At 62.0% G+C, this 24702-nt stretch carries 22 protein-coding genes and 2 pseudogenes; 15 read left to right on the forward strand and 9 right to left on the reverse strand.

What is annotated here, in order from left to right; translation table 11 throughout:
* Positions 1–3: 3 nt before the first annotated feature.
* Both GL300_RS21050 and GL300_RS21055 read right to left on the reverse strand, forming a co-directional pair.
* Positions 4–1374 (reverse strand): cbb3-type cytochrome c oxidase subunit I, encoded by a 1371-nt coding sequence (locus tag GL300_RS21050; protein WP_155041663.1) that lies wholly within the window; start codon positions 1372–1374, stop codon positions 4–6.
* 22 nt (positions 1375–1396) lie between these two features.
* Positions 1397–1849, reverse strand: coding sequence for a c-type cytochrome (locus GL300_RS21055; RefSeq protein ID WP_155041664.1), 453 nt, complete (start codon positions 1847–1849; stop codon positions 1397–1399).
* 129 nt (positions 1850–1978) lie between these two features.
* Between GL300_RS21055 and GL300_RS21060 the strand changes: the two genes are divergently transcribed.
* On the forward strand, positions 1979–2200 hold the full coding sequence (locus GL300_RS21060) for a hypothetical protein (protein ID WP_155041665.1): 222 nt from the start codon (positions 1979–1981) through the stop codon (positions 2198–2200).
* Positions 2201–2211: 11 nt separating this feature from the next.
* On the opposite strand, the gene GL300_RS21065 is transcribed toward GL300_RS21060, so the two are convergent.
* From GL300_RS21065 to GL300_RS21075, 3 genes are read right to left on the reverse strand one after another with little or no spacing between them, the layout of a single operon-like run.
* Complete coding sequence (locus GL300_RS21065) at positions 2212–2838, reverse strand: anaerobic ribonucleoside-triphosphate reductase activating protein (RefSeq protein WP_343043151.1); 627 nt, start codon at positions 2836–2838, stop codon at positions 2212–2214.
* Positions 2825–3004, reverse strand: coding sequence for an anaerobic ribonucleoside-triphosphate reductase (nrdD, locus tag GL300_RS27175; protein WP_211595286.1), 180 nt, complete (start codon positions 3002–3004; stop codon positions 2825–2827). Before nrdD ends, GL300_RS21065 begins: the two co-directional genes overlap by 14 nt.
* 11 nt (positions 3005–3015) lie before the next feature.
* Complete coding sequence (locus GL300_RS21075; RefSeq protein ID WP_211595289.1) at positions 3016–4770, reverse strand: ribonucleoside triphosphate reductase; 1755 nt, start codon at positions 4768–4770, stop codon at positions 3016–3018.
* A gap of 203 nt (positions 4771–4973) precedes the next feature.
* On the opposite strand from GL300_RS21075, the gene GL300_RS21080 reads away from it, so the two are divergent.
* Positions 4974–5267 (forward strand): DUF6522 family protein, encoded by a 294-nt coding sequence (locus tag GL300_RS21080; RefSeq protein ID WP_155041668.1) that lies wholly within the window; start codon positions 4974–4976, stop codon positions 5265–5267.
* A gap of 7 nt (positions 5268–5274) precedes the next feature.
* On the opposite strand, the gene ric is transcribed toward GL300_RS21080, so the two are convergent.
* Genes ric through GL300_RS21095 form a run of 3 tightly spaced genes read right to left on the reverse strand, consistent with a single transcriptional unit; the run spans position 5275 to position 7858 of the window.
* Positions 5275–5940 (reverse strand): iron-sulfur cluster repair di-iron protein, encoded by a 666-nt coding sequence (gene ric / locus GL300_RS21085; RefSeq protein ID WP_155041669.1) that lies wholly within the window; start codon positions 5938–5940, stop codon positions 5275–5277.
* Positions 5937–6407 (reverse strand): flavoprotein, encoded by a 471-nt coding sequence (locus GL300_RS21090; protein WP_155041670.1) that lies wholly within the window; start codon positions 6405–6407, stop codon positions 5937–5939. Before GL300_RS21090 ends, ric begins: the two co-directional genes overlap by 4 nt.
* On the reverse strand, positions 6404–7858 hold the full coding sequence (locus tag GL300_RS21095; protein ID WP_155041671.1) for a UbiD family decarboxylase: 1455 nt from the start codon (positions 7856–7858) through the stop codon (positions 6404–6406). Before GL300_RS21095 ends, GL300_RS21090 begins: the two co-directional genes overlap by 4 nt.
* A gap of 104 nt (positions 7859–7962) precedes the next feature.
* On the opposite strand from GL300_RS21095, the gene ubiT reads away from it, so the two are divergent.
* The 10 genes and pseudogenes from ubiT to GL300_RS21145 all read left to right on the forward strand — a co-directional run bounded on the left by ubiT (position 7963) and on the right by GL300_RS21145 (position 19293).
* Positions 7963–8490, forward strand: a complete 528-nt coding sequence (ubiT, locus tag GL300_RS21100; protein WP_246195295.1) for a ubiquinone anaerobic biosynthesis accessory factor UbiT — start codon at positions 7963–7965, stop codon at positions 8488–8490.
* 2 nt (positions 8491–8492) lie between these two features.
* A pseudogene (locus GL300_RS21105) lies at positions 8493–9161 on the forward strand (peptidase U32 family protein); the annotation flags it as partial.
* Between the two features lie 576 nt (positions 9162–9737).
* Complete coding sequence (locus GL300_RS21110) at positions 9738–11942, forward strand: NosR/NirI family protein (RefSeq protein ID WP_155041672.1); 2205 nt, start codon at positions 9738–9740, stop codon at positions 11940–11942.
* Between the two features lie 18 nt (positions 11943–11960).
* A complete protein-coding gene (nosZ, locus tag GL300_RS21115; protein WP_155041673.1) occupies positions 11961–13922 on the forward strand; it encodes a TAT-dependent nitrous-oxide reductase in 1962 nt (653 codons plus the stop codon).
* Between the two features lie 2 nt (positions 13923–13924).
* Positions 13925–15253, forward strand: a complete 1329-nt coding sequence (locus tag GL300_RS21120; RefSeq protein ID WP_155041674.1) for a nitrous oxide reductase family maturation protein NosD — start codon at positions 13925–13927, stop codon at positions 15251–15253.
* The gene (locus GL300_RS21125) at positions 15219–16118 is read left to right on the forward strand and encodes an ABC transporter ATP-binding protein (RefSeq protein ID WP_155041675.1); all 900 of its coding nucleotides are present in this window, start codon (positions 15219–15221) and stop codon (positions 16116–16118) included. Before GL300_RS21120 ends, GL300_RS21125 begins: the two co-directional genes overlap by 35 nt.
* Positions 16115–16936, forward strand: coding sequence for an ABC transporter permease (locus tag GL300_RS21130; RefSeq protein WP_155041676.1), 822 nt, complete (start codon positions 16115–16117; stop codon positions 16934–16936). Before GL300_RS21125 ends, GL300_RS21130 begins: the two co-directional genes overlap by 4 nt.
* Entirely contained in the window at positions 16933–17520 is a 588-nt protein-coding gene (locus tag GL300_RS21135; RefSeq protein WP_155041677.1) for a nitrous oxide reductase accessory protein NosL, read from the forward strand. Before GL300_RS21130 ends, GL300_RS21135 begins: the two co-directional genes overlap by 4 nt.
* Positions 17521–17523: 3 nt before the next feature.
* The gene (locus tag GL300_RS21140) at positions 17524–18438 is read left to right on the forward strand and encodes an FAD:protein FMN transferase (protein ID WP_155041678.1); all 915 of its coding nucleotides are present in this window, start codon (positions 17524–17526) and stop codon (positions 18436–18438) included.
* A 226-nt stretch (positions 18439–18664) separates the two neighbouring features.
* Positions 18665–19293: pseudogene (locus tag GL300_RS21145) on the forward strand (IS6 family transposase).
* 269 nt (positions 19294–19562) lie between these two features.
* On the opposite strand, the gene GL300_RS26860 reads toward GL300_RS21145, so the two are convergent.
* Positions 19563–20702 carry a Hint domain-containing protein gene (locus tag GL300_RS26860; protein ID WP_246195296.1) on the reverse strand — a complete coding sequence of 380 codons (1140 nt, stop codon included), beginning with the start codon at positions 20700–20702 and terminating at the stop codon, positions 19563–19565.
* A gap of 595 nt (positions 20703–21297) precedes the next feature.
* Here GL300_RS26860 and GL300_RS21155 point away from each other — a divergent pair.
* The 3 genes from GL300_RS21155 (at position 21298) to GL300_RS21165 (ending at position 24691) form a co-directional block, all read left to right on the forward strand.
* On the forward strand, positions 21298–22929 hold the full coding sequence (locus GL300_RS21155) for a hypothetical protein (RefSeq protein ID WP_155041679.1): 1632 nt from the start codon (positions 21298–21300) through the stop codon (positions 22927–22929).
* 103 nt (positions 22930–23032) lie between these two features.
* Positions 23033–23458, forward strand: coding sequence for a hypothetical protein (locus tag GL300_RS21160; protein WP_211595291.1), 426 nt, complete (start codon positions 23033–23035; stop codon positions 23456–23458).
* Positions 23459–23461: 3 nt separating this feature from the next.
* Positions 23462–24691, forward strand: a complete 1230-nt coding sequence (locus tag GL300_RS21165) for an HlyD family secretion protein (protein ID WP_155041680.1) — start codon at positions 23462–23464, stop codon at positions 24689–24691.
* The last annotated feature ends 11 nt before the right edge of the window (positions 24692–24702 follow it).

Here is a 24702-nt window from a genome sequence, read left to right on the forward strand (position 1 = left end):
GCATTACTCCGCTGCATGTTGGATGACGGGGCCGGGTTCGATGACCTCGCGGCGCGGGAAAAGCATGGCGTAGATCAGAAGATAGGCGCCGATCACGACCGCTGCGCCTGCACCGAAGCGCATCCAGTAGAACAGCACGATCTGGTCCTGCACCTCCATGTAATATTGGCCAAGGACGCGTTGCAGATGGGTCTGGATCGTGCCGGCGAAGGTCAGCACGAAAGTCATGAACAGCATGCCCCCCGACATCAGCCAGAAGGCAGCCATGTTCAGCACCTGATTATAGGGATCGCGCTTGCGAAGCATCGGCAGGGCATAGGTGAACAGCGCAAGGTTGAGACAGACATAGGCGCCATAGAAGGCCAGGTGGCCATGCGCGGCGGTGACCTGCGTGCCGTGGGTATAGTAGTTCACCCCATGCAACGTATGCAGGAAGCCCCAGACGCCCGCGCCGAAAAAGGCCAGAACCGAGCAGCCCAGCGACCACAGCAGCGCGGCCTTGTTCGGGTGGTCGCGCCGCCCCTTCCAGACCATGACGAAGGCAAAGGCCATCATCGCGAAGAAGGGCACGATCTCGAAGCTTGAAAAGATCGATCCGATCCATTGCCAATAGCCGGGCAGGCCGATCCAGTAGTAATGGTGTCCAGTGCCAAGGATCCCCGAGAAAAGCGCCGTGGCGACGATGACGTAAAGCCATTTCTCGACGACTTCCCGATCAACCCCGGTCAGCTTCAGCATCAGGAAGCCAAGGATCGAGGCCATGATCAGCTCCCACACGCCTTCGACCCAAAGATGGACGACGTTCCACCAATATTGCTTATCGAGCGCAAGGTTCTCGGGGTTGTAGAACGAGAACAGGAACAACAGTGCCAGCCCCCAAAGCCCCATCAGCAGGATCGACGAGATCACCGTCTTGCGCCCCTTGGCGACGGTCAGCGTCACATTCCACAGGAAGATCAGCGCCGCGACGACGATGCCGATCTTGACCCATGTGGGTTGCTCAAGGAATTCGCGGCCCTGACGGCCCAGCAGGTAATTGCCCTCGAACAGGTTGAACAGATAGGTCACGACGACCCCCGCCGTGCCAAGGACGAGGATGGCGAGTTGCAGATAGGCCGCCTTGACCGAGTGGATCTCGCGTTCGGCCTCTTCGGGGATCAGGAAATAGGCGGCGCCGAAAAAGCCGGTCAGCAGCCAGACGATCAGCGAGTTGGTATGCAGCATCCGCCCGACCGAGAAGGGCAGGATTTCCGAGAGGAAATTCGGCTGGACATAGATATAGCCGATGACCAGCCCCATCGTGACCTGCACCGCGAACAGGGCCAAAGCCACATAGATATAGGCCAGCGCAATTCTTTGAGATTGATATTTCATGATTTTCTCCTAACCCCGCTGATCAGCCCGCGTCATTCGGCGGCCAGTTCTGCGTGTCGATCCGATCGGTCCACAGCAGGAAATCGCTCAGCGCCCGCATGTCTTCGTCGCTCAGATGGAATTGCGGCATCTGGCGGCGGCCCTCGATGCCGGTGGGCTGGGCCTCCATCCAGCCCTTGAGCGTGTCAAAGGCCGCGTCGGGATCGTCCTGCATGCCCCAGCGGGTCATCACATTGCCAAGCTCGGGGGCGAAATAGGCCCCTTCGCCTAGGATCGAGTGGCAGTTCACGCAGGACTTGGCCTCCCAGACATGCTTGCCACGCACGACGCTGTCGGTCAGACCGGCCTGATCGGTCGAGACGTTGACGACATACCAATGCCCATGTGCGAACAGGCCGATGAAGATGAGGATGAAGAACAAAGACCCGCCATAGAAAATGTTCCGGGCCATGCTCTTTGTCAGAACTTCGCGCATGGCGAGCGCCTTTCGAAGCTGTTGCCGATGCCCCGATCATGCCTTCGTGAACCGTTCTCGCCTTAACATCGGTCAAGGACGAAAAAAGAATCTGATGCGATGCATGTTTTCATCGGCAAGGAGGCGAAAATGACCGAAGGCTGGCTCGTCTGGAAACTTGCATTGCTGCTTTACGTCTTTGCGGCAGGGGCGGTCGCGATCAACCTGTTCCTGCTGGGCCTGCTGCTGCAAAGCATTGGCCTGTCTGCGATTTCGCCCGTGACGGCCGTTCTGGCCGCGCTGCCGCTGGGGATCCCCGCGGCATGGGCGGCGGGGCGATGGGTTCGCCGTCTGCTGGATGAGGCAGCCTGACCCAAAGACGATCAGCCCGTCGGGCGTATGCCTATGTTACGATAGGCTTGAAGGCGGTGGCCGTCCAAGCCAAGCCGCGTCAGATCCGCCCGCAACCGCGTCATTGCCGCATCGTCGAAAACCTGCGGATCGAGTGTCGTACGGGTTTCAAATGCGACGCCGCTTTCCCGCAGCAACCGCAGGCTTTCATGGGCGCGGATGGCGCTGCCGGGAACGCCGGTCACACGGGCGTAATCCTGCGCGCCCGCCTTGATGTCGAAGCCGACCCAATCCAGCAGCGGCAGCACCTCGGCCATGCGGGCGGGATAGGCCCCGCCCGTATGAAGTCCCACGTGGTAACCCAAGGCGCGGACCTCGCGCATGGCGCAGGGCAATCCGCGCTGCAAAAGCGGCTCGCCGCCGGAAAAGACGACCCCATCAAGCAATCCCCGCCGCGTTTCCAGAAAGCGCAGGATCGCCTGCCAGTCATATGCGATGCCCCCGTCGCGGGGTATCAAGTCGGGATTATGACAATAGCCACAATCCCAAGGGCAACCCTGACAAAACACCGTCGCCACGATCTGATCCGGCCGATCGGTGAACGAGACCGGCGCAAAGCCGCCGACCCGGATATGCGGGTTGCTGTCAAAGCGCGGCACGGGTTTCCTCGAAATGCAGCCGCTCGTGGAACTCGCCCTTTTTGCCAATATTGAAAGACGAGGCGGGGCGGTGATAGCCCATCACCCGCGTCCAGACCTCGCAACGCTGGCGCTCGTCATCGCGCAGGGCCAGACTGGCATCTGTCAGGTTCTTGTCGTGGATCATCATGGCCTCCTTCAGGCGGGTTGAGTGCCCTTGCGGGCAAGGATTTCGGCATCGCATTTCGGGCAGAACTCGTGCTCGCCCTCGAGATAGCCATGCTTGGGACAGATCGAGAATGTCGGCGTCACCGTGACATAGGGCAGCCGGAAGCGGGTCAAAGCCCGCCGCACCAGCTTGCGGCAGGCATCGGGCGAGGACAGGCGCGTCCCCATGTAAAGATGCAGCACCGTCCCCCCGGTATATTTGCACTGAAGCTGATCCTGCCGCGCCAGCGCCTCGAACGGGTCATCGGTGAAACCGACCGGCAATTGGCTGGAATTGGTGTAATACGGCTCGGCCTTGCTGCCGGCCTGTAGGATGCCCGGAAAGCGTTTCATATCCTCGCGGGCGAAACGATAGGTTGTGCCCTCGGCGGGCGTGGCTTCCAGATTGTAAAGATGGCCGGTTTCCTCTTGAAACTCGACCATCCGCGCGCGGACATGATCCAGCAGCCTCAGCGCGAAATCATGGCCCCAAGCCGTGGTGATGTCATGGCGATCGGAGGTGAAATTGCGGATCATCTCATTGATCCCATTCACGCCCAGCGTCGAGAAATGGTTCCGCAGCGTTCCAAGATAGCGCTTGGTGTAAGGCAGCAGGCCGCCGTCGATCAGCTTCTGGACCTCGGCCCGCTTGATCTCCAGACTGTCGCGACCCAGTTGCAGCAGCTCATCGAGCCGCGCGAACAGGCCAGCCTCATCCCCGGCATGCAGATAGCCCAGCCGCGCGCAGTTGATCGTGACCACCCCCAGAGACCCGGTTTGCTCGGCGCTGCCGAAAAGGCCGTTGCCGCGCTTGAGCAACTCGCCCAGATCAAGCTGCAAACGGCAGCACATCGAGCGCACCATATGCGGCTCAAGCTCGGAATTGATGAAATTCTGGAAATAGGGCAGCCCGTATTTCGCGGTCAGCGCGAAGAGCCGCTCGGCATTTTCAGAGCCCCAAGGGAAATCCTTGGTGATGTTATAAGTCGGGATCGGAAAGGTGAAAACGCGGCCCTTCGCGTCGCCTTCGGACATGATCTCCATATAGGCGCGATTGATCATGTCCATCTCGGACTGCAACTCGCCATAGGTGAAATCGACCTCGCACCCGCCGATGACCGGGTGTTGGTCGCGCAGATCCTCGGGGCAGATCCAGTCGAAAGTCAGGTTGGTGAAGGGCGTCTGCGTGCCCCAGCGCGAGGGCACATTCAGATTGTAGATCAGTTCCTGCATATTCTGGCGCACCTGATCGTAACTCAGTGCATCCAGCCGGATATAGGGTGCCATATAAGTGTCGAAGGAACTGAAGGCCTGCGCCCCGGCCCATTCGTTTTGCAGCGTGCCAAGGAAGTTCACGATCTGCCCGACGGCGCTGGACATGTGTTTCGGAGGACCGGCCTCGACCTTGCCGGGAACGCCGTTCAGCCCCTCGGTCAAGAGCGTCCGCAGCGACCATCCGGCGCAATATCCGGCCAGAACGTCCAGATCATGGATATGCATATCGCCATTGCGATGCGCCGCGCCAATCTCGGGCGGATAGACCTGCGACAGCCAGTAATTCGCCACCATCTTGCCCGAGCTGTTCAGGATCAGCCCGCCCAGAGAGTAGCCCTGATTGGCATTCGCATTTACGCGCCAATCGGTTTGCTCCAGATATTCGCTGATCGTGGCAATGGCATCGACAAGTGCGGTTTTTCGATCTCGGGGAAAGAGCCTGAAATCCTGCGCGCTGGTGGTCGCGGTCATATTGCTATCCAATTGCTACCAATAATGGGGTTATCCGGAAACATGGATACAATATCTGGTGTCTTTATCTTTGTGCTGGCGCAAACAGGTGTCGGAAATCTGACATGCGATCTGCGGATGACCAAAGGTCGCAGCCGGCTTGAAATCCGGCCGATCGAGATGATCTGACTTTGTGAAACACCAAAATACAAAGGCCAGCCGCAATGGACCGCAATCAGATCGTGATGGAGGGTGGCAACTTCGTCGTCCCGGCAGACCTGCTGGGCGTGGCCTTGGGCGTCGAACCGGCATCCGTGCCGGAGATGATGCGAAACGGCCAGATCACCAGCCGTTGCGAGACCGGTAAGGACAAGGACGCCGGAACCTATCGGCTGACCTTCTATCACGCCCGCAACGCGCTGAGGCTGATCGTCAATGAAAAAGGCGAAGTTCTGAAGCGATCTCGCTTCGCAACGCCGGGCCGGAACCCGACCCCCGAAAAAGGGTCGGGTGAGTGATTTTCCCTCAGACGGCCACGGCGCGCGGGAACAGGACGGTTTCCTCCAGCGCGATATGGGCGACGACATCATCGCAGAGTTTGTGCAGGCCGGTGTAAAGCGCCGTCCAAGAGCCGCAGGCTCCGATGGGCAGGCTAAGCCCGTTGGTCAGATGTTCGATCCGGTGCAACAGGGCGGTGGCGTCGGCATGATCCTCGTTCATGATGCGGATCGGCTCGGCCAGATGCGCGCCCGCGCCGTTCAGGATCGCGGGGAACAGGATCTGCTCTTCCATGTTCATATGGTTCTCAAGCTCGTCGCGGAGCGCGATCATCGTCTCGGTCAGACCTAGCGGCGCCTCTTCCTGGTCGCCGTGAACGGTCTCGACCCGATTGGCCAATTGGATCAGGAAATCCAGTTCCTCGCGATGGGCGGCGTGATAGCGGTCCAGAATATGCCGGATCAAGTCGGGCGTCTCTTGCGGCGCGGAGCGCCCGGCGCGGTCGATCAGATCCTGCAGGCGAGAGGTCAGCGCGGCCAGGTCCAGCCCGGCCTTTTCGGCGGCCTGTTTCAGGCTCAAATCGCCGCCGCAGCAGAAGCTGATCTCGGAATTGCGAAAAATTTCGGCCGCGCCCGGCAGCTTGGCCGCGATGTCGCGCACGGTGGTTTCAGCGGCAAGAAGAGTATCGCTCATGGGTTTTCTCCGGCTGGTTCAGGGGTCCATGCCCGCGCCTGCGACGGGGCCAGATGCAAATGATAGACGGCCCGCGCCGCGATCTGGGTCGTCACGTCGGCAAGGCTTGCCGGACGCAGGTAAAAGGCGGGAACGGGCGGCAGGATCACCGCCCGCGTCAGCAGACTGTCGTCAAAGCCATGCGCGATTGCGGCAAGGCTTCGCATCGAGTAGGGCGCGACGATCATGCCCGCGACCGGGCAAGAACCCGAGGCGATCGCCGCCCCCAGATCACCGCGCGGATGCACCCGCGTCGCTGTGGCCTGCAACTGGCCAAGTGCGTCCGGCCTGACCTCCTCGGCCAATGTGCGTTCGGCCATGGCGGAAAGGACCAGATCGATCTCCGCCCCTGCGCGGGCCAAGGCGCGGGCACAATCCAGCGCCAGAACCGCCCCGGAGGCACCGGAGACACCTAAAACCACCCTCATGCCGCGATCCTAGCCAGAAGCGCCTCGGCGCGGGCGGCATGGGCCGGGTCAAGGCGCATCTCGCGGCCCCATTCCCGGCTGGTTTCCGAGCCGATCTTGGTCGTGGCATCCACGCCGATCTTGCCCGCTAGCCCTTCGAGCGGAGAGGCGAAGTCCAAATAATCAATCGGCGTGCGGTCCAGCACCATCACATCGCGAGCGGGGTCCATCCGGGTCGCCAAGGCCCATGCGATGTCGTCCCAATTGCGGATGTCCAGATCGTCATCCACCACGACGATCATCTTGGTATTGGAGAATTGCGGCAGCATCCCCCACAGCGCCATCATCACGCGCCGCGCCTGACCAGGAAAGCGCTTGTCGATCCTGACCACCGCCATGCGATAGGAGCAAGCGGCGGCGGGCAGCCACAGGTCTTGCACCTCGGGGATCTGGATGCGGATCACCGGCAGGGCCAAGGTGTTGAAGACCTCGCCAATGACCGAAGGCTTATCGGGCGGGCGTCCCCTCACGGTCGTCAGGTAAAGCGGATCACGTCGGCTGGTGATCGCCGAGACCCGCATCACCGGGAAGTATTCGACCGCGTTGTAACAGCCGGTATGGTCCCCGAACGGGCCTTCAGGGGCGGTCTCATCGGGATGGCTCCAGCCCTCGATGACGATCTCGGCGCGGGCTGGAACCAGCAGGGGCACCGAGCGCGCCTGAACGAGATCGGTGCGCTGACCGCGCAAGACCCCGGAAAAGCCCAGCTCCGAGACGGCTTCCGGCAAAGGCAGCGCGGCTCCCAGCAAAAGCGCGGGATCGGCCCTAAGCGCAATGGCGACGGGCATCGCCTCGCCTGCACGCTGCCAAGTGCGGTGATGCGCCGCCCCGCCGCGATGCGCGAGCCAGCGCCTGATGAGCCGATCCGGGCCCAGAACCTGCGCGCAGTAGACGCCCAGATAGTAGCGCGCCAGTTCGCCGTCCTTGCTGTCATGCGGGCGCGTCACCACCACCGGCCAAGTGATCAGCGGCCCGGCATCCTCGGGCCAAGGTGTTTGCACGGGCAATGCGTCCAATCCCGGCATGACCTGTTCCTGCACCGGCCCGTGCCGCAACAATTTGGGTCGGGCGGCCAAGGCCGCGCGCAGCATCGGCCAGCGCGAGAGGGCGTCGCGCATCCCTTCGGGCGATTGCCGGCTACGCAGGCTGGCCAGAAAATCGCCGAATGCGGGAATTTGGTCGAGCGTCAGCCCCAGCCCTGCCGCGACCCGCTCACGCGTGCCGAACAGATTGGTCACGACCGGCATGCTCGGGCCGTCATGCGCGTCGAAGCGCAAGGCCGACCCGCCGGCGCGCAAGGCCGCAAGCTGCACGGCCGTCATTTCGTGCCGCAACAAAACCGGATCTGAGACCCGCGCTTCAAGAAAGGCAATAAAATCCCGCAGATCCGGGAAGGAGGGAAGGTGACGCATCTGCGGCTCCGTCGGAATTCTTGCCCAAGGTCTAAGCCACAAAAACCAAGGCGCTCTTGACCAAGATCAATGGGTGGGCGGTTTTTGCGCGCTAGCGTCTTGGCATGATGACGACACGCCCCCTGCCCCCGCTTCTTCTCCGCCTGCCGCTGCCGGCCCCGGCGGCATCGTTGATCGGCCTGAGCTTCAGCGCGTTTCTGCGCCGGATCGCGGGCCGCAAGCCCTCGATCCTGTCCCGCCTTGGCCGCTATGAAAGCGCGCTCATTCTGATCGACGTCGGGGACGGCCCGCTGATCCTGCTGATGCAGCCGTCAACGCGCCGCATCACCGCCCATGCGCGCGATGGAGCCGAGCCTGAGCATTACGCCGCCATTCGCGGTGAGCTGGCGGCGTTTCTGGCGATGCTGCATGGCTCGGAGGACGGGGATGCGCTGTTCTTTTCGGGCGAATTGGAGATCTCGGGCGACACTTCGGTCGTGCAGGCGCTACGCAATGCGCTGGACGATGCCGAATTGGACCTGACCGAGGAACTGGCCCTCATGGCCGGGCCGCTCAGCCGCTGGCTGCGGCGCTTTGCGGCGATGGCCGAAACCCGCACAGGCTATGCGCTGATCCGAAGGGAGCTTTTCTGATGATGGAACTGGTTTGCCCGGCAGGCACTCCTGCGGCTTTCAGCGCGGCGGTCGATGCGGGTGCGCATACGGTCTATTGCGGCTTCGCCGATGAGACGAATGCCCGCAATTTTCCGGGGCTGAACTTCTCACGTGCGGAAATGGCCGAGGGTGTCGCCTATGCCAAGGCCCGCGGCGCGCAGGTGCTGGTCGCGATCAACACATTCCCCCGCGCCGGCGCGCAGGCGATCTGGCACCGCGCCGTGGCAGACGCGAAAACCGCGGGCGCTCATGCGGTTATTTTAGCCGATCCCGGCCTGATCGCCCATGCCGCCGAGACCCATCCCGACCTGCGCCTGCATCTGTCGGTGCAGGCCGCCGCCGCCAATCCCGACACGATCAATATGTATGCCGACACGTTCGGCATCCGCCGCGTCGTGCTGCCGCGTGTCCTGACCGTCGATGAGATCACCGCCATCAACCGCGAAATCGACATCGAGACCGAGGTTTTCGCATTCGGCGGGCTATGCGTCATGGCCGAGGGGCGTTGCTCGCTGTCCTCATGGGCCACTGGTCTTTCTCCCAACATGAACGGGGTCTGCTCTCCAGCAAGCCACGTCGCCTATTCCGAGGTGGACGGGCTTAATGAAGCCCGCTTTCTGGCCGGCGATCCGGGCCTGCGACGTGCCGGCTGAAACCTGCAGGCGCATTTCCGCGCGCTTGATCTGAGTCAAGGCATTCCTTTTGAAACCGTCTAAGCTGCCTTTCATGATCCGCTTGTCATCGCCCCGATTGCTCCGGTTTTGCCTGACGCTTCTGTCAGTGCTGGCGGTGTTTTCCGGGACTGCGGCACAGGCCGGAATGGCGCCGACCCTGCTGACCGAGATGGTGATCTGCAGCGAGGGCGAGGCAAGATCCGTCTATCTGGACGCGGAGGGCAATGAGCGCCCCGCCCCGCATGATTGCCGCAATTGCCCGGCCTGCAATCTGCCGACCATGCCAGGCGGTGGCGAAATCCCGGCACTGGCAACCGAGATCGCATGGTTTTCCGCCACTTACGCGACGTATAGTCCAAGCGCGCGCCTGTCCCCTCGACGGGTCACGATGCAAGCGCGCGCCCCCCCAACCATGACCTCCCTGAACGATCATCCCATCGCGCTTGCTCCTCAAGCCGGCGCTGGGTTTAGGATGGCGCATTTGCCACCCTTCAGACAAGATGATGCGGTCGTGTCCGGGATCACCGTAAGTACGTCCGGAGCCTGAGCCTTTTGCGACATTTCACATTCCTTTTGGTTTTGGCTCTGCTGGCCCTCGCGCCGCTTTCCTCTGCACAGGCCGAAACGATTCTTCAAAAACTCCTGCCCGAGCAGAAGGCCTCGGATCTGGTTCCCGGCGCCGAAGCCTTTGGTCCGATCCGCGACGACATCGCCGCGGCCCCCGTCCTGAAATCGGGCGAGACCGTGGCTTGGGCCTTTGTCACCTCGGATTTCGTCGGCACGACCGGATATTCCGGTAAGCCGATCCATACCCTTGTCGCCGTGGACAAGGATGCGAAGATCACCGGCGTCCGGCTGGTCAAGCATTCCGAGCCGATCGTCCTGATCGGCATCCCCGAGGCCAAGATCAAGAAGCTCGTCGCGGGATATCAGGGCCTCGACCTTGTGGCCGAGGCGAATTCGGGCGGCACCTCGCATGAGGTGGACATCATCTCGGGCGCGACCGTCACCGTCATGGTGATCGACGATTCGATCATCCGCTCGGGTCTGAAGGTGGCGCGCGCCCTTGGTCTTGGTGGGCTGGCCCCCGAGACCGCCGCCACCGGCCCGCGCTTCGAGATCGACCCCGAGGCCACCGCTCTTGCCGATTGGCTGACGCTGGAAGGCGATGGCACGCTGCGCCGGCTGTCGCTGGATGTCGGTCAGGTGAATGCCGCCTTCGCCGAAAACGCCGATCCCCGCGCAGCCGAGCGCGCCCTGACCGAAGCGCCGGACACCACCTTCATCGAGATGCATACCGCGCTGGTTTCCGTCCCGGCCATCGGCGCGGCCCTGCTGGGCGAAGGGGCCATGGCCAATCTGCAAAGTTGGCTTAAGCCGGGCGATCAGGCCGTCGCGGTCCTTGGGCGCGGGATCTACAGCTTCAAGGGCTCGGGCTATGTGCGCGGCGGGATCTTTGACCGGATCGTGCTGATCCAAGACGATGTCTCCGTCCGCTTCCATGACAAGCACCACCGCCGGATCAACGCCGTCGCCGCCTCGGATGCGCCGGACTTCGCCGAGATGGACCTTTTCCGGATCCCGGCGGATTCGGGCTTCGACCCGACCCAACCCTTCCGCATCCAGCTTTTGGTGCAGCGCCCGGTCGGACCGATCGAGAAGCTGTTCCACACGTTCGAACTGGGCTACCAACTGCCGCAGCACTATCTGCGCCAGATCGCCGCCCCTGCCCCGGCCGTGACCGAAACGGCCACGCCTGCGAGCGCGACACAGGACGAAAACCAAGCCCAATCCCTGCTTTGGAAACGGATCTGGCAGGATTCCAAGCCCCGCATCGTCATTCTGGGGGCCATGCTGTCCGTCCTGACGCTGGTCTTTTTCTTTCAAAGCCTCGTCACCCTGAACGAGCGCCGCTTCTATATCTTCCGCATGGGCTATCTGGCCGTCACACTGGTGGTGCTGGGATGGTATTTCAACGCGCAGCTTTCGGTGGTGAACATTCTTGCGCTGTTCAACTCGTTCATCGCGGGCTTCAGCTGGCAAGCCTTCCTGCTGGACCCGCTGACCTTCATCCTGTGGTTCGCCGTCGCCGCCGCGCTGCTCTTCTGGGGGCGCGGGGCCTATTGCGGCTGGCTGTGTCCCTTCGGCGCGTTGCAGGAGCTGACCAACCAGATCGCCCGCAAGCTCCGCATCCCGCAATGGACCCTCCCTTGGGGCCTGCATGAGCGGCTGTGGCCGATCAAATACATGATCTTCCTCGGGCTTTTCGGCGTCTCGCTGATGAGCATCGAGCAGGCCGAGCATCTGGCCGAGGTCGAGCCCTTCAAAACGGCGATCGTGCTGAAATTCATCCGCGCATGGCCCTTTGTCGCCTATGCAGTGGCGCTGCTCGTCGCGGGGCTGTTCGTCGAACGCTTCTATTGCCGCTATCTTTGCCCCTTGGGCGCGGCGCTGGCCATCCCGGCACGGCTGCGGATGTTCGACTGGCTCAAGCGCTATCAGGAATGCGGCAATCCCTGTCAGACCTGCGCCAATGAATGCCCCGTGCAGTCGATCCATCCGACCGGAGAGATCAATCCGAACGAATGCATCAACTGCCTGCATTGTCAGGTGCTGTATCAATCCGAGGCCAAATGCCCGGTGGTCATCAAGAAACTCAAACGGCGCGCGAAGCTGGCCGACAGCCCGCCTCCAGCATTGGGAATGCCCCCTGCCGGGCATCCCAATGCCGCCCGCACCACCAATTCCAACATGTGATCACGAAGGAGACGGATCATGGAATCGACCGAGAATAAGGGCCTGAGCCGCCGCTCGCTGCTTGGGGCAACCGCCGGAGGAATGGCGGCCGGCACCTTGGCGGGACGCCTTGCCCTTGGCACGGCGACCGTCGGGCTGGGGGCAACCGGCGCGACAGTCGCTACCTCCGGCGCGGCATTGGCCGCCGGCGTGGAAGGCGCGGTGGCGCCCGGACAGCTGGACCAATATTACGGCTTCTGGTCCTCGGGCCAGTCGGGCGAGATGCGTATCCTTGGCGTGCCGTCCATGCGCGAGCTGATGCGGGTGCCGGTCTTCAACCGCTGCTCGGCCACGGGCTGGGGCCAGACCAATGAATCCCTTGCCGTCCATGAACGGTCCATGACCGAGAAGACCAAGCAATATCTGGCCGCCAACGGCAAGCGCATTCATGACAATGGCGACCTGCACCACGTCCATATGTCCTTCACCGACGGGAAATATGACGGCCGCTTCCTGTTCATGAACGACAAGGCCAATACCCGCATCGCGCGGGTGCGCTGCGACGTGATGAAATGCGACGCCATCCTCGAGATCCCGAACGCCAAGAGCATCCACGGGTTGCGTCCGCAGAAATTCCCGCGCTCGAACTATGTCTTCTGCAATGGCGAGGATGAGGCTCCGCTGATCAATGACGGCGAGGATATGGAAAACCTGTCCAACTACGTCAATATCTTCACCGCCGTCGATGCCGACAAATGGGACGTGGCATGGCAGGTGAAGGTCTCGGGCAACCTCGACAACTGCGATGCGGATTACGAGGGCAAATGGGCCTTCTCGACCTCCTACAACTCGGAAATGGGCATGACCCTCGCCGAGATGACGGAAGCCGAGATGGATCACATCGTCGTCTTCAACATCGCCGAGATCGAAAAGGCGATTGCCGCCGGCCATTTCGAGGAGATCAACGGCGTCAAAGTCGTCGATGGCCGCAAGGAGGCCAACTCGGCTTTCACCCGCTACATCCCGATCGCCAACAACCCGCATGGCTGCAACATGGCGCCTGACCGCAAGCACCTTTGCGTGGCCGGGAAATTGTCGCCCACCGTCACCGTGGTCGATGTCACCAAGTTCGACGACATCTTCAACAAGGGCGCCGATCCGCGCAGCTGCGTGGTGGCCGAGCCGGAACTGGGCCTTGGCCCGCTGCACACCGCCTTTGACGGGCGCGGCAATGCCTATACCTCGCTTTTCCTCGACAGCCAGGTGGTCAAGTGGAACATCGAGGACGCGATCAAGGCCTATAAGGGCGAGAAGGTCGATCCGATCAAGGACAAGCTGGACGTGCATTACCAGCCCGGCCACCTCAAGACGGTGATGGGCGAGACGCTGGATGCCCGCAATGACTGGCTGGTCTGCCTGTGCAAATTCTCGAAGGACCGCTTCCTGAATGTCGGCCCGCTGAAGCCCGAGAACGACCAGCTGATCGACATTTCGGGCGACAAGATGGTGCTGGTCCATGACGGCCCGACCTTTGCCGAGCCCCATGACGCCATCTCGGTCGATCCCACGATCCTGTCGAACATCAAGTCGGTCTGGGACCGCAACGACCCGATGTGGGCCGGGACCCGTAAACAGGCCGAGGCCGATGGCGTCAATATCGACGATTGGTGCGATCAGGTCATCCGCGACAAGGAGGATCCGACCAAGGTGCGGGTCTACATGACTTCGGTCGCGCCGAATTTCAGCCTCGAAAGCTTCACCGTGAACGAGGGGGACCATGTGACGGTCATAATCTCGAACCAGGACGAGGTCGATGACCTGACGCATGGCTTCACCATCGGCAATCACGGCGTCGCTATGGAAGTCGCCCCGCAGGCCACGGCCTCTATCAGCTTCGTCGCGGCGAAGCCCGGCGTCTACTGGTATTACTGCCAATGGTTCTGCCACGCGCTGCATATGGAGATGCGCGGCAGGATGTTCGTGACGCCCAAGGCCGCATGACCATGAGGCTGTCCGTCCTGATCATCGGCCTGCTGACCGCTCTGCCCGCCTTCGCGGCAGAGCGCGAGGTTGCGCCGGGGCCGGGCAGTCTGGCCCAGGCCATTGCCGGGGCTGCCCCCGGCGATGTGCTGATCCTGAAGGACGGGGCCTTTGCCGGCCCCGTCACCATCGACCGCCCGCTGACCATCAGCGGCCCGGAATCCGCAATTGTGGATGGTCAGGGCAAAGGCACGGTCATCACCATCGACGCGCCCGACGTGACGCTTCGCGGCTTCGGCGTGACGCGCTCGGGCAGCCGCAACGAGGATCTGGATGCCGGGATCAAGATCCGCAAGGCGGCGGATCGCGCGCTGATCGAGGGGCTGACGCTGACCGACAACATGCACGGCATCGACGTGCATGGCGGGCGCGATGCGCGGGTGATCGGCAATCAGATCACCGGGCGTCGGGACATTCAGATGAACCAGCGCGGCAATGGCATCTATGTCTGGAACAGCCCCGGCACGCTGCTGGACGGCAACAGCATCCGCTATGGCCGCGACGGCATCTTCTCGAATACCAGTGCGGACAGCATCTATCGCAACAACCTGATGCGCGACCTGCGCTTTGCCGTGCATTTCATGTATACCCGCAAGACCGAGGTTTCGGGCAATGTCTCGGTCGGGAACCATCTTGGCTTTGCGATCATGTTCTCGGACCGGGCCAAGATCCTGAACAATCTCAGCCTTGGCGACCGCGAACATGGCTTGATGCTGAACTATGCCAACAATGCCGATGTCAGCGGCAATCTGGTGCGCGGCGGGAAGCGGAAATGCCTGTTCATCTATAACGCGCATCGCAACCTGATCTGGAACAACCGCTTTCAGGATTGCGGCATCGGCCTGCATTTCACCGCCGGATCGGAAAAGAACGTGCTGACCGGCAATGCCTTTGTCGGCAATCGCGAGCAGGTTAAATATGTCGGCACCCGCTTCATGGAATGGAGCCATGCGGGGCGCGGCAATTTCTGGTCCGACCATCCGGCCTTCGACCTGAACGGCGACGGTATCGCCGATGGCAGCTATCGCCCGAACGACCTGATGGACCATATCCTGTGGTCGCAACCGGCGGCCTCGCTGCTGACCGGCTCGCCTGCGGTGCAGCTTGTGCGCTGGAGCCAGCAAAGCTTTCCCGCGACCCTTCCCGGCGGCGTCACCGACAGCCATCCGCTGATGCGCCCCCTGACGATAGCCGTCCCTCCCGTGATCGAGGCACTTGAGGCCGAGGCCGCAGGCCGGTGGACGAAAGGAAATTACGATGACATCGACCCTGACGATATCTCGTCTCACTAAGCGCTTCGGCGATGTCGAGGCGCTTTGCGATGTCTCGCTGACGCTCGAGCCCGGCCAGCGGGTCGCGTTGCTGGGTCATAACGGCGCCGGGAAATCGACGATGATGAAGATCATCCTTGGCCTGATCCCCTTTGACGCGGGCGAGGTCACGGTTTGCGGGGCCGCGCCCGGATCGTCCTCGGCGCGCGCGCAGGTCGCTTATCTGCCGGAAAACGCGGCCTTCCACCCCGCCCTAACAGGCGAGGAGCAGATCCGGCATTATTTGGCGCTGCGCCGCGAGCCCGCTGCGCAGGCGATGGGCTTGCTCGGGCGCGTCGGCCTTGGCCATGCCGGAAAGCGCCGGATCGGAACCTATTCCAAAGGGATGCGCCAACGTGTCGGGCTGGCGCAGGCGCTGATCGGACGCCCGCGTCTTCTGGTGCTGGATGAGCCGACGTCGGGGCTGGACCCGGTGTCGCGGCGCGATTTCTACGCGCTGCTCGACGGTCTGGCGGCTGAGGGCGCGTCGATCCTGCTGTCATCGCATGTTCTGACCGAGGTCGAGGCCCGCACCGACCGCATCCTGATCCTGTCGCAAGGCCGCATGGTCGCCGAAGGGACCTTGCCCGAATTGCGCCGCGCCGCCGCCCTGCCGGTCGGGATCAGCGTGACCCCCGCGCCGGGTCAGGCCGAAAACCTCGCGCTGGCCTTGCCCGCCGCTGTCGCCGCCAGCGACGGCAGCCTGCGCCTGACCTGTGCTCAGGACGAAAAGCTGGGCATTCTGGCGCGGATCACTGCTTTGGGCGCGCGGGTCGCCGATCTTGAGGTCATCCCGCCCAGCCTTGAGGATATCTATTCCAGTTTCAGCCGGAGGGACGGGCAATGAGCCGCATACTTTCCATCGCATCCGTCGAGTTCCGCATTGCCTTTCGCAACCGCTGGGTGACGATCGCCATCGCCATGATGGTGATATTTGCGCTGGTTCTGGCCGCCGCCGGAGCTGCCCCGACCGGCGATATAGGGGCCGACCGGCTGTCGGTGACGGTGGCCTCGCTGACCTCGCTTTCGGTCTATCTGATCCCGCTTCTGGCTTTGCTAATGAGCTTTGACGCCATCGCCGGAGAAGTCGAGCGCGGCACATTGCCCTTGCTGCTGACCTATCCCATTGCGCGGGCCGAGGTTCTGGCCGGCAAGATGCTGGCGCATCTGGCCATTCTGGCGCTGGCGGCGCTGGCGGGATATGGCGCGGCGGCGGGCGCGGCGATCTCGGCCGATCCCGCCTCGGTTGCCGGTCTGCCGGCGCTGTTGCGGCTGATCTGGACATCGGTTCTGCTGGGCGCGACCTTTCTGGGCGCGGGCTATGCCTTGTCCGCCTTGGCGCGACGCCCCTCGGGCGCGGCGGGTCTCGCCATCGGGCTATGGCTGGGGGCGGTCGTGCTTTACGATCTGGCGCTGCTCGCGCTGATCGTCTCGGGCGGCGAAGGCAGCGCAATGTCCAGCGTCCTGCCCTATGCGCTTTTGGCCAATCCCGCCGATGCCTTCCGTCTGTTCAATCTCGCCGCCTCCGAGGCCAGCGCCGCTGCCGGCGGCGTCGGCGGGGCGGCGGCCTCCATCCCGCTTTGGCAGTCCGCATCCTCGGTCCTTGTCTGGCCGGTCCTTGCGCTGACCCTTGCCATTGCCGCATTCCGAAAGGTGACGCCATGAAACGCGTCCTGATCCTCGCCCTGTTGCTTGGCCTTGCTGCCTGCAAGCAAGAGACCGCGCAGGATACCAGCCCGGTCGAGCTGACCGCCGAAACGCTCGGGCATTTCTGCCAGATGAACCTGCTGGAGCATCCCGGCCCCAAGGCGCAGGTCCATCTTGAAGGGTTGCCGGGCATGCCGATATTCTTCAGCCAAGTGCGCGACGCGATCGCCTATCAGCGCCTGCCTGAGCAAAGCCACACAATTCTGGCGATGCAGGTCAACGATATGGGCGCGGCCAATGCAACTTGGGACAATCCCGGCAAGGGCAACTGGATCGACGCCAATGAGGCCTATTACGTCATCGGCTCGACGCAGCCCGGCGGCATGGGCGCGCCCGAGACAATCCCCTTTGCCTCGCAAGCCGCGGCCGCATCTATCGCGGCCAGCAATGGCGGGCAGGTCGTGCGCCTGACCGAGATTCCCGATGACATGGTTCTGGCCCCGGTCGCGGCGGATGGGACCACCTCATCGCCCTCCGACAGCAAGGATGAAAGCGATTTCGAACAACGTCTGCGCGCATTGGCGCAACCGGGGAAAGGTTAAGCCATGAAACTCTCTCGACGCCGCTTTCTGGCCATTTCAGCCGTTGCCGCCACGATGCCTCGGGCCCTCGCCGCCAGTTCGGGGCCGCATTGGCTGGGACAAGCAATGGGCGCGCGCGCCTCGATCCGCATCGACCATCCGCAGGCCGCCGCTATCACCGCCCGCTGTCTGGCCGAGATCGAACGGCTGGAATCGATCCTCAGCCTTTACCGGCCGGACAGCGCCCTGATGCAGCTCAATCGCACGGGACGGCTGAATGCTCCGCCCTTTGAACTGCTCGACTGCCTCTCGCTGGCGGGAACCGTGTATCGCGCGAGCGGCGGGAAGTTCGACGTGACCATGCAGCCGCTCTGGGCGCTCTGGGCCGAGGCCGCAGCCGTTGGGCGCAGGCCGGATGCGGCCGAGCGCGTCGCGGCCCTCAGCCGCACAGGCTGGGCGCGGGTTGAGGCATCCGCGGACAGGATCTCGCTGGCATCGGGCATGGCGCTGACCCTGAACGGAATCGGTCAGGGCTATATCGCCGACCGCGTCGCGGCACTTCTCGAAGCGGAGGGGCTGAAAGACATTCTGATCGACACCGGCGAGCTGCGGGCCTTGGGGACGCAGCCCGACGGGCGGGATTGGCCCGTGCGCCTTGCGGAAGGCCGAGCCGAAGTCGCGCTGAACCAAAGGGCTCTGGCGACTTCGGCGCTCTTGGGGACATGCTTCGATGCGGCGGGACGCGATGGACACATCCTCGACCCGCAGACCGGGGCGCCCACCTCCGGCCCTTGGCGTCAGATCAGCATTTCCGCTCCGAGCGCGGCATTGGCCGACGCTCTCAGCACGGCGGCCTGCCTGACGACGGACAAGGCTGAGCTAGACGCCCTGATTGCCGGATTTCCGGCGGTGCTCCTTGAGGACGCTTACGCCACCTGACGGGACGGATCGCGCTTGACATGCTTCCTGCCAGTCAAGCGCGGTCCTCGCAATGCAGCTTCCGCGCCCGCATATAATTCTGGACCCCAATCTTCAGGCCCCCAACTGCCAGCCTTGCAGGTTCAGCAGCTTGGTCGGCTCTGTCGCAAACCTTTTAACGGCCTTTCGCTTCGAACGGCAATTGCTATGTCGTGCCGGGTACAAGCGACGAGAGGACAACAGCGGGATGATCGACTTCAAGGGCAGCCATTACCCGAAATCCGTAATTCTCCACGCCGTGTTCTTCTACGTCCGCTACGCCGTTTCCTACCGCGATCTGGGAGAAATTCTGGCTGAGCGCGGCGTGGCCGTCGATCAAACAACACTGAATCGCTGGGTAGTGAAATACACGCCACTGCTCGCGGCCGAAGCGCAGAAGCGCGAGGCCGCAGTTGGTCGTTCCTGACGCATGGATGAGACGTATATCAGGGTGAAAGAGCGCTGGTGTTATCTCTACCGGACTGTCGACAAGCGTGGTCAAACCATTGACTTTATGTGTCCGAGAGCCGCGACGAAGCTGCGGCCACCACGTTCTTCGCCCAAACGATCGGAAATAACGGCTGGCCAGACAAGGTGGTCATCGACAAGAGCGGCGCGAACTTGGCCGGGCGGGACAACATGAACGTCGAGCTGATCCTCGTCGGTTGGTACTGGCTGATCGAAGTGCTGCAGGTGAAATATCTCAACAACGTCATCGAGCAGGACCATCGCTTCATAAAGAAGCTGACCCGACCGATGCTGGGCTTCAAATCCTTTGCATCTGCTCAGGCAACGATTGCCGGCATCGAGACCGCCCACATGATCCGCCAGGGCTAACTTGCCGCAGACGGCAAGACTTCTTTTCAGCAGTTCGAAGCACTCGCGGGATAAGTATGTCGAGCCAAAGGCTTGTCCTCAACCCGTGCTGAGTTTGCGACAGACCCAGCAATCGCTGCTGGTTGTGTGCCGATAGGTAATCATTATCATGATGAATTCCGACGACACAGATCAAGCTCTGGAGCGCCCCTACGACGGCACATATGCGGATAATGCTACCGTTTCGTCGCGTGAATGTGCGACGACCTCTGTTTGAGCGGCCGATCAGGTCAAAGTATCTGGGCCACGGCGAGTGGCCTGCGATTTACAGCGCTTCGGGCTGCCAGCCGTCGTGCATGCCTTCCACCAACCAAGCGACGCGCCGGGACCGCTACATAAGATGCATCCGTGAGTTCTGGAAAAATTGAGAGGATCTCTCTCACCCCTGCCGGATCGATTGATTTTAATGCTTGCGGTCCCGTGTACAGGCTCTCTGTTGCGACACCATTTGCGATTACGATCTGATGCGCATTCAGCAGGAAGTGCCAATAGGTGACGCTATCTAAATCCGTCAGGGTATCGATGCCGTTCACCGCAAGCAGGTGTTTGGCGGCGACCAAAACTTCTTTGGTGCCGAACATACGGCGGCTGATTTCAGATGTGACCAATATCCTGTGCTGGGGCGAAACGATCAAATCGATATCCGGCAAACCCGGTCCCAAGGCGTTCGCTCTGATGCGCACGGGACAAAGATTGGGATTTCGTTCAAGTGTCGCCCGATCCAGTTGGCGGGAGCCAATCCAGTGAATCTCTTGGAATTCGTTGTCGACTGTCAGGACGCGGTCTCCGACTAAAAGATCGTTGACAGGGACCGGGCCGTTGTCGGTTTCAATAAGCGTTCCAGTGGCGAAGCAGACGACCAGATCCTCATAGGGCACGTTGATCGCGACAGGCGGGCTTTCTTGACTATCGGTGTTGGAAAGGATTGTGAGGGGAACATTCGGGGGCATTTCACCCACAAAGGAGAAGCCCACGATTTGCCCTTCGAACCTCGACTCCGTCGAAAGACGAATTCTGACGGCATACATGTCATAAGTGTCGCCTGTTGCGGGGTCTTCAACAGTGATCATGTACTCGGCTTCGGCCAAAGATCCCGCAGGCCAAGTTGTCCCATCAACAGTCAAAGCGCTCGTCAGAAGCTGCGGGGCACCGTTGTCGTTGTAGCCGTCTCCGGTGTCGTCATCTTCAAACAGATCGTCGTCGTCCGCAACCGAGAGGGGGGTTGTCGTGGCACCTTCCGCAACGTTCAGCGTGCTCCCTGGTAGGAATTCGCCCGTAACGGAATCAAGAGCCCAAGCCCGGTCGAAGCCATTCTCGTCCACCAGTGTAAATTGATCTTTTGGAAGAAGCGTGAAGTTAAATATGGGCATCTTCGATCCCCTTTCTCGGCCTGTTCGCCACAGAACATAGTGAAGTCGAAGTTTGATAGTTGTGTCTATATACTATCGCATTCTGTCCGAACCGCACGAGGTTCGTTGCCAAATGAGCATAGCTGTGCCCCTCTAGGAAACGGCGCAATGCACGAGGCTATTCAGCGCACTTCTGGCCCGGCAGTTAATGCGCAGTCAGAAACGAAAAATGGCAGGATGAAGGCCTTGGCGCGGTTTTCGCAGCGGGTCAGTCTGCCAGTAATTCGGGCAGAATTCTGCTGGTCACATACTCCGAAGGCTGTCATCGGTCGGAGCGATTGCATTCGACGCCGCTACCGCCTGCCAGCTAAGCGCTGTGCGTCTTTGATCTGGGATATGTACGCCGCGAGTAAGCCCGATCACTATGGGTCAACGGCTCAAATGGGCTCAAAGGCGATGTCGTCGCCGGACGCCGGCCGGTGTAATAGCGCATCCACTGACAAATCGCTTGCAAGTTTCTAAAGTTTCCAGATTGTTGGTCTATCATGGTTAAGTTTTCGTAACACGCTGGTTTTTTTCATATTACTTCAGTCTGTTCTGGAACGGGAAAACTGGAATGTCAGACGGGTTGCCGAGTTCGATCCCTGAGCCAGAAATCCGCGCGGAGCTTGAACGCATCCTTGCGTCCTCGGATTTTCAGGCTTCGGCAAGGAACCGCCGCTTTCTGCGCCACGTCGTCGAGGAAACCCTGCTTGGCCGGGGGGGGCGGATCAAGGCCTATAGCATCGCGACCAGCGTCTTTGGCCGCCCGGATGATTTCGATCCCCTGCAGGATTCCATCGTCCGCATCGAGGCCGCACGCCTGCGCCGCGCCATCGAGCGTTTCTACCTGCTGGAAGGCGACCGACTTGGGGCGCGGATCACCATCCCCAAGGGCACCTATGTGCCCGAATTCTCGCGGCCTCAGTCGCCGGCGGAAGCATCGCCGTTGATCGAGCAGAAAGCACCGCCCGCCATTGAGCCCCTGCAGGATTACGGTCCCCGCATTCTGGTCGAACTGTTCGAGCAGGAAGGCGACCTTGCGAGTTGTCCGACCATCGGGCGCACGCTGACGCGGCAGGTGATTTCGGCCCTGACCCGTTTCACCGATCTCTTTGTCTATGGACCTGCCACGGCAGAAGTCGGTGGGGCGGAGCATGATCTGCCGATCGATTATCGCCTGTCGGGCACGCTGACCCTGTCCAGGGACCGCCTGCATGCCGATCTGCTGATGAGTCGGCAAATGGATGGCCGCTATGTCTGGGCGCAGACGTTGGATCACCCCTTGGGGGTTGAGCGTGACCCTCAGCAGATCGTCAGCCTGTGTTCCGAGATCGCCGGCCATGTGGTCCGCGTGGTGGCGCTGCGCGACGGCATCCTTGACAGTCAGGCGCGCGAATCCGGTGGTGCCGCGCCACGGCATTTCGCAGGCTACCAGAAGTTGCTGGATTTCCACGATTACTGGCGCACCCTCGATCCGGCGCGGTTTGAGCCATTGCGCCTTGACCTCGAGGCGACGATTGCCGCCGATTCAGGCTTTGCCGCAGGTCGCGCCTGCCTGTCGCTGCTTTACAGCAATGCGGCCCGCTTTGGATATCAGGCCGGTCCGGCGCCGCTGGATCGCGCATTGTCGCTGGCGCGAGAGGCGATCAGGCTCGCGCCGAATTCCAGCAAGGCCTATCATGCAAGGGCGGTGGCGGAATGGTTTCTGGGTCAGCCCGAGGACGCGCTGGTGACGCTGCAGATGGCCCGCGCGCTCAACCCCAATGACCCCGAGTTGATGGCCGAACTGGGCTTTCGCCATGCCAAGCGGATGGTTTGGGAAATCGCCGTGCCGCTGCTAGAGGAAGCCTATCTGCGCAATCCGCTGCAAAGTGGTCAATACCGGATGGGACTGTTCTTTTTCCATTTTGCGCACGACCGGCCTGCCGAGGCATTGCGCGAGGCATTGGCGATCAACGCCCCCGGCATTGGCCATTTCCACCTGGCCAGTTGCGCGGCGCTGTCCGAAATGGGGCGGATTGATGAGGCGCGCGCCTATCTGGCCGAGACGGACCGGCTGGTTCCCGGCCTGCGTGATCGTCTGGTCGAGGACCTGACCTTTCGCCAGATCCATCCCGATCTGATCGCCGCCATCGCACGCGCCATCGGCCGGGTCGATCCCGGGCCGGGACGCGTCAGGCATCTGCGCCGCCCCCCGGCGCACTAACAGTGAGTTACATACCTGTGTTCGGCACCACGGCAGATTGTCACTAGACTGAGGTCACGCCCGTAAGCTGCCGGCCACCGGAGTCGTAAAAAGGACATACTGCTTGGCGATCGAGATTCGTACTGAGACCTTGTTGCATCCCGAGGCGGTGCCTCATCTGCCGGGCTTCATTACCCTGCCCGGACAAACGGACTGGCTCATGGTGGGGATGGCGGGTTTTCTGATCCTGTTCATCGTCGGGATCGGGGTGTTCTACCTTAGACTGCACGCCCTGCCCGAGCACATGGCCCATCGCGGCCAAAAGGTGCAGCTTGAGCTGGTCGCGGTTCTGGCGCTGATCGCCCTGTTCACCCATAACCACGCCTTCTGGATCGCGGGGCTGCTGCTGGCGATGGTCCCGGTTCCCGATTTCAGCACGCCGCTCAGTTCGATGGCGCAATCACTGGGCCGCATGGCCCCGCCCGCGCCCCCCGAACCCGAATCCGAATCCGTACCCACGGCCGAGGCCGACAAACCGGCGGAGGTCTGAGCCATGCTGGAACTGCTGCTTTGTTCAAGCGTCACCATCCTGCCCGATTACCTGTATCGCCGCTTTGCCCAAGGCAAACGCTTTGGTCGGGAAATCACGCTGTTCACCGTCTGGTACGAATTGCGTTGGGGCATCGTGTTGTGTCTGCTGCTGACCATCAGCCTGATCACCGCGATCTTCTATTTCCACCCCTCGACCAAATCCGCGACCTCGGTCTTTCGCACGGTCACCATCCTGCCGGAAACCAATGGCCGGGTGGCCGAGACCTTTGTCGACATTAACCAAAGCGTTAAACAGGGCGATCCGCTGTTCCGGCTGGACGACACGCGCCAGCGTGCCGCGGTCGAGACCGACCGCCGTACCTTGGCCGAGATTGAGGCCGAACTGAAAGTCGCGCAGATCCAGGTCCGCGAGGCGGATGGCCGCATCGCGCAGGCTCAAGGGATGCTGGCGCAGGCCACGGACGAATATGAGACCCGCAATGCCCTGCTCAAGCAGAACTCCAGCGCCGTCGCCCGCCGCGATGTCGAGCGTGCGCAGGTGCAGGTCGAAACCCAACAGGGCATGGTCGATGCCGCCATCGCCGCGCGGGATGCGCTGAAGGCTCAGGTCGAATTCCAACTGCCTGCCCGCAAGGCCAGCGCCGAAGCCGCCCTGCACGAGGCTCAGGTCGAGCTGGACAAGACGCTTGTGCTGGCAGGCACCGACGGGATCGTCCAGCAGTTCGCATTGCGGCCCGGCGATGTGGTCAACCCGATGCTGCGCCCGGCGGGTATCCTGGTGCCGCAGCGGCAGGTCACCGGCTTGGTCGCCGGCTTTGGCCAAATTGAATCCCAGGTGATGAAACCCGGCATGATCGGTGAAGTCGCCTGCATCGCCAAGCCGTGGCAGGTGATCCCGATGGTGGTGACCGAAGTTCAGGACGTGATCGCCGCCGGTCAGATCCGGCCCACGGATCAGCTGCTTGACATGCAAAACCTGGTACAGGGCGGCACGATCACCGTAATGATGGAGCCGCTGTTCGAAGGCGCTCTGGACGGGCTGCCCCAAGGTGCGACCTGCATCGCCAATGCCTATACCAGCAACCATGACGCGCTGGACGATCCCGGCACAGGCTCATTTAAACGCTTCGGGCTGCATGCGATCGACACGGTGGGGCTGGTGCATGCGCTGATCCTGCGCATTCAGGCCATTCTGCTGCCGGTGCAAACACTGGTGCTGAAGGGCCACTAACACTGAGGAGG

Source organism: Paracoccus litorisediminis, from assembly GCF_009711205.1.
In the GTDB taxonomy this organism is placed as follows: domain Bacteria; phylum Pseudomonadota; class Alphaproteobacteria; order Rhodobacterales; family Rhodobacteraceae; genus Paracoccus; species Paracoccus litorisediminis.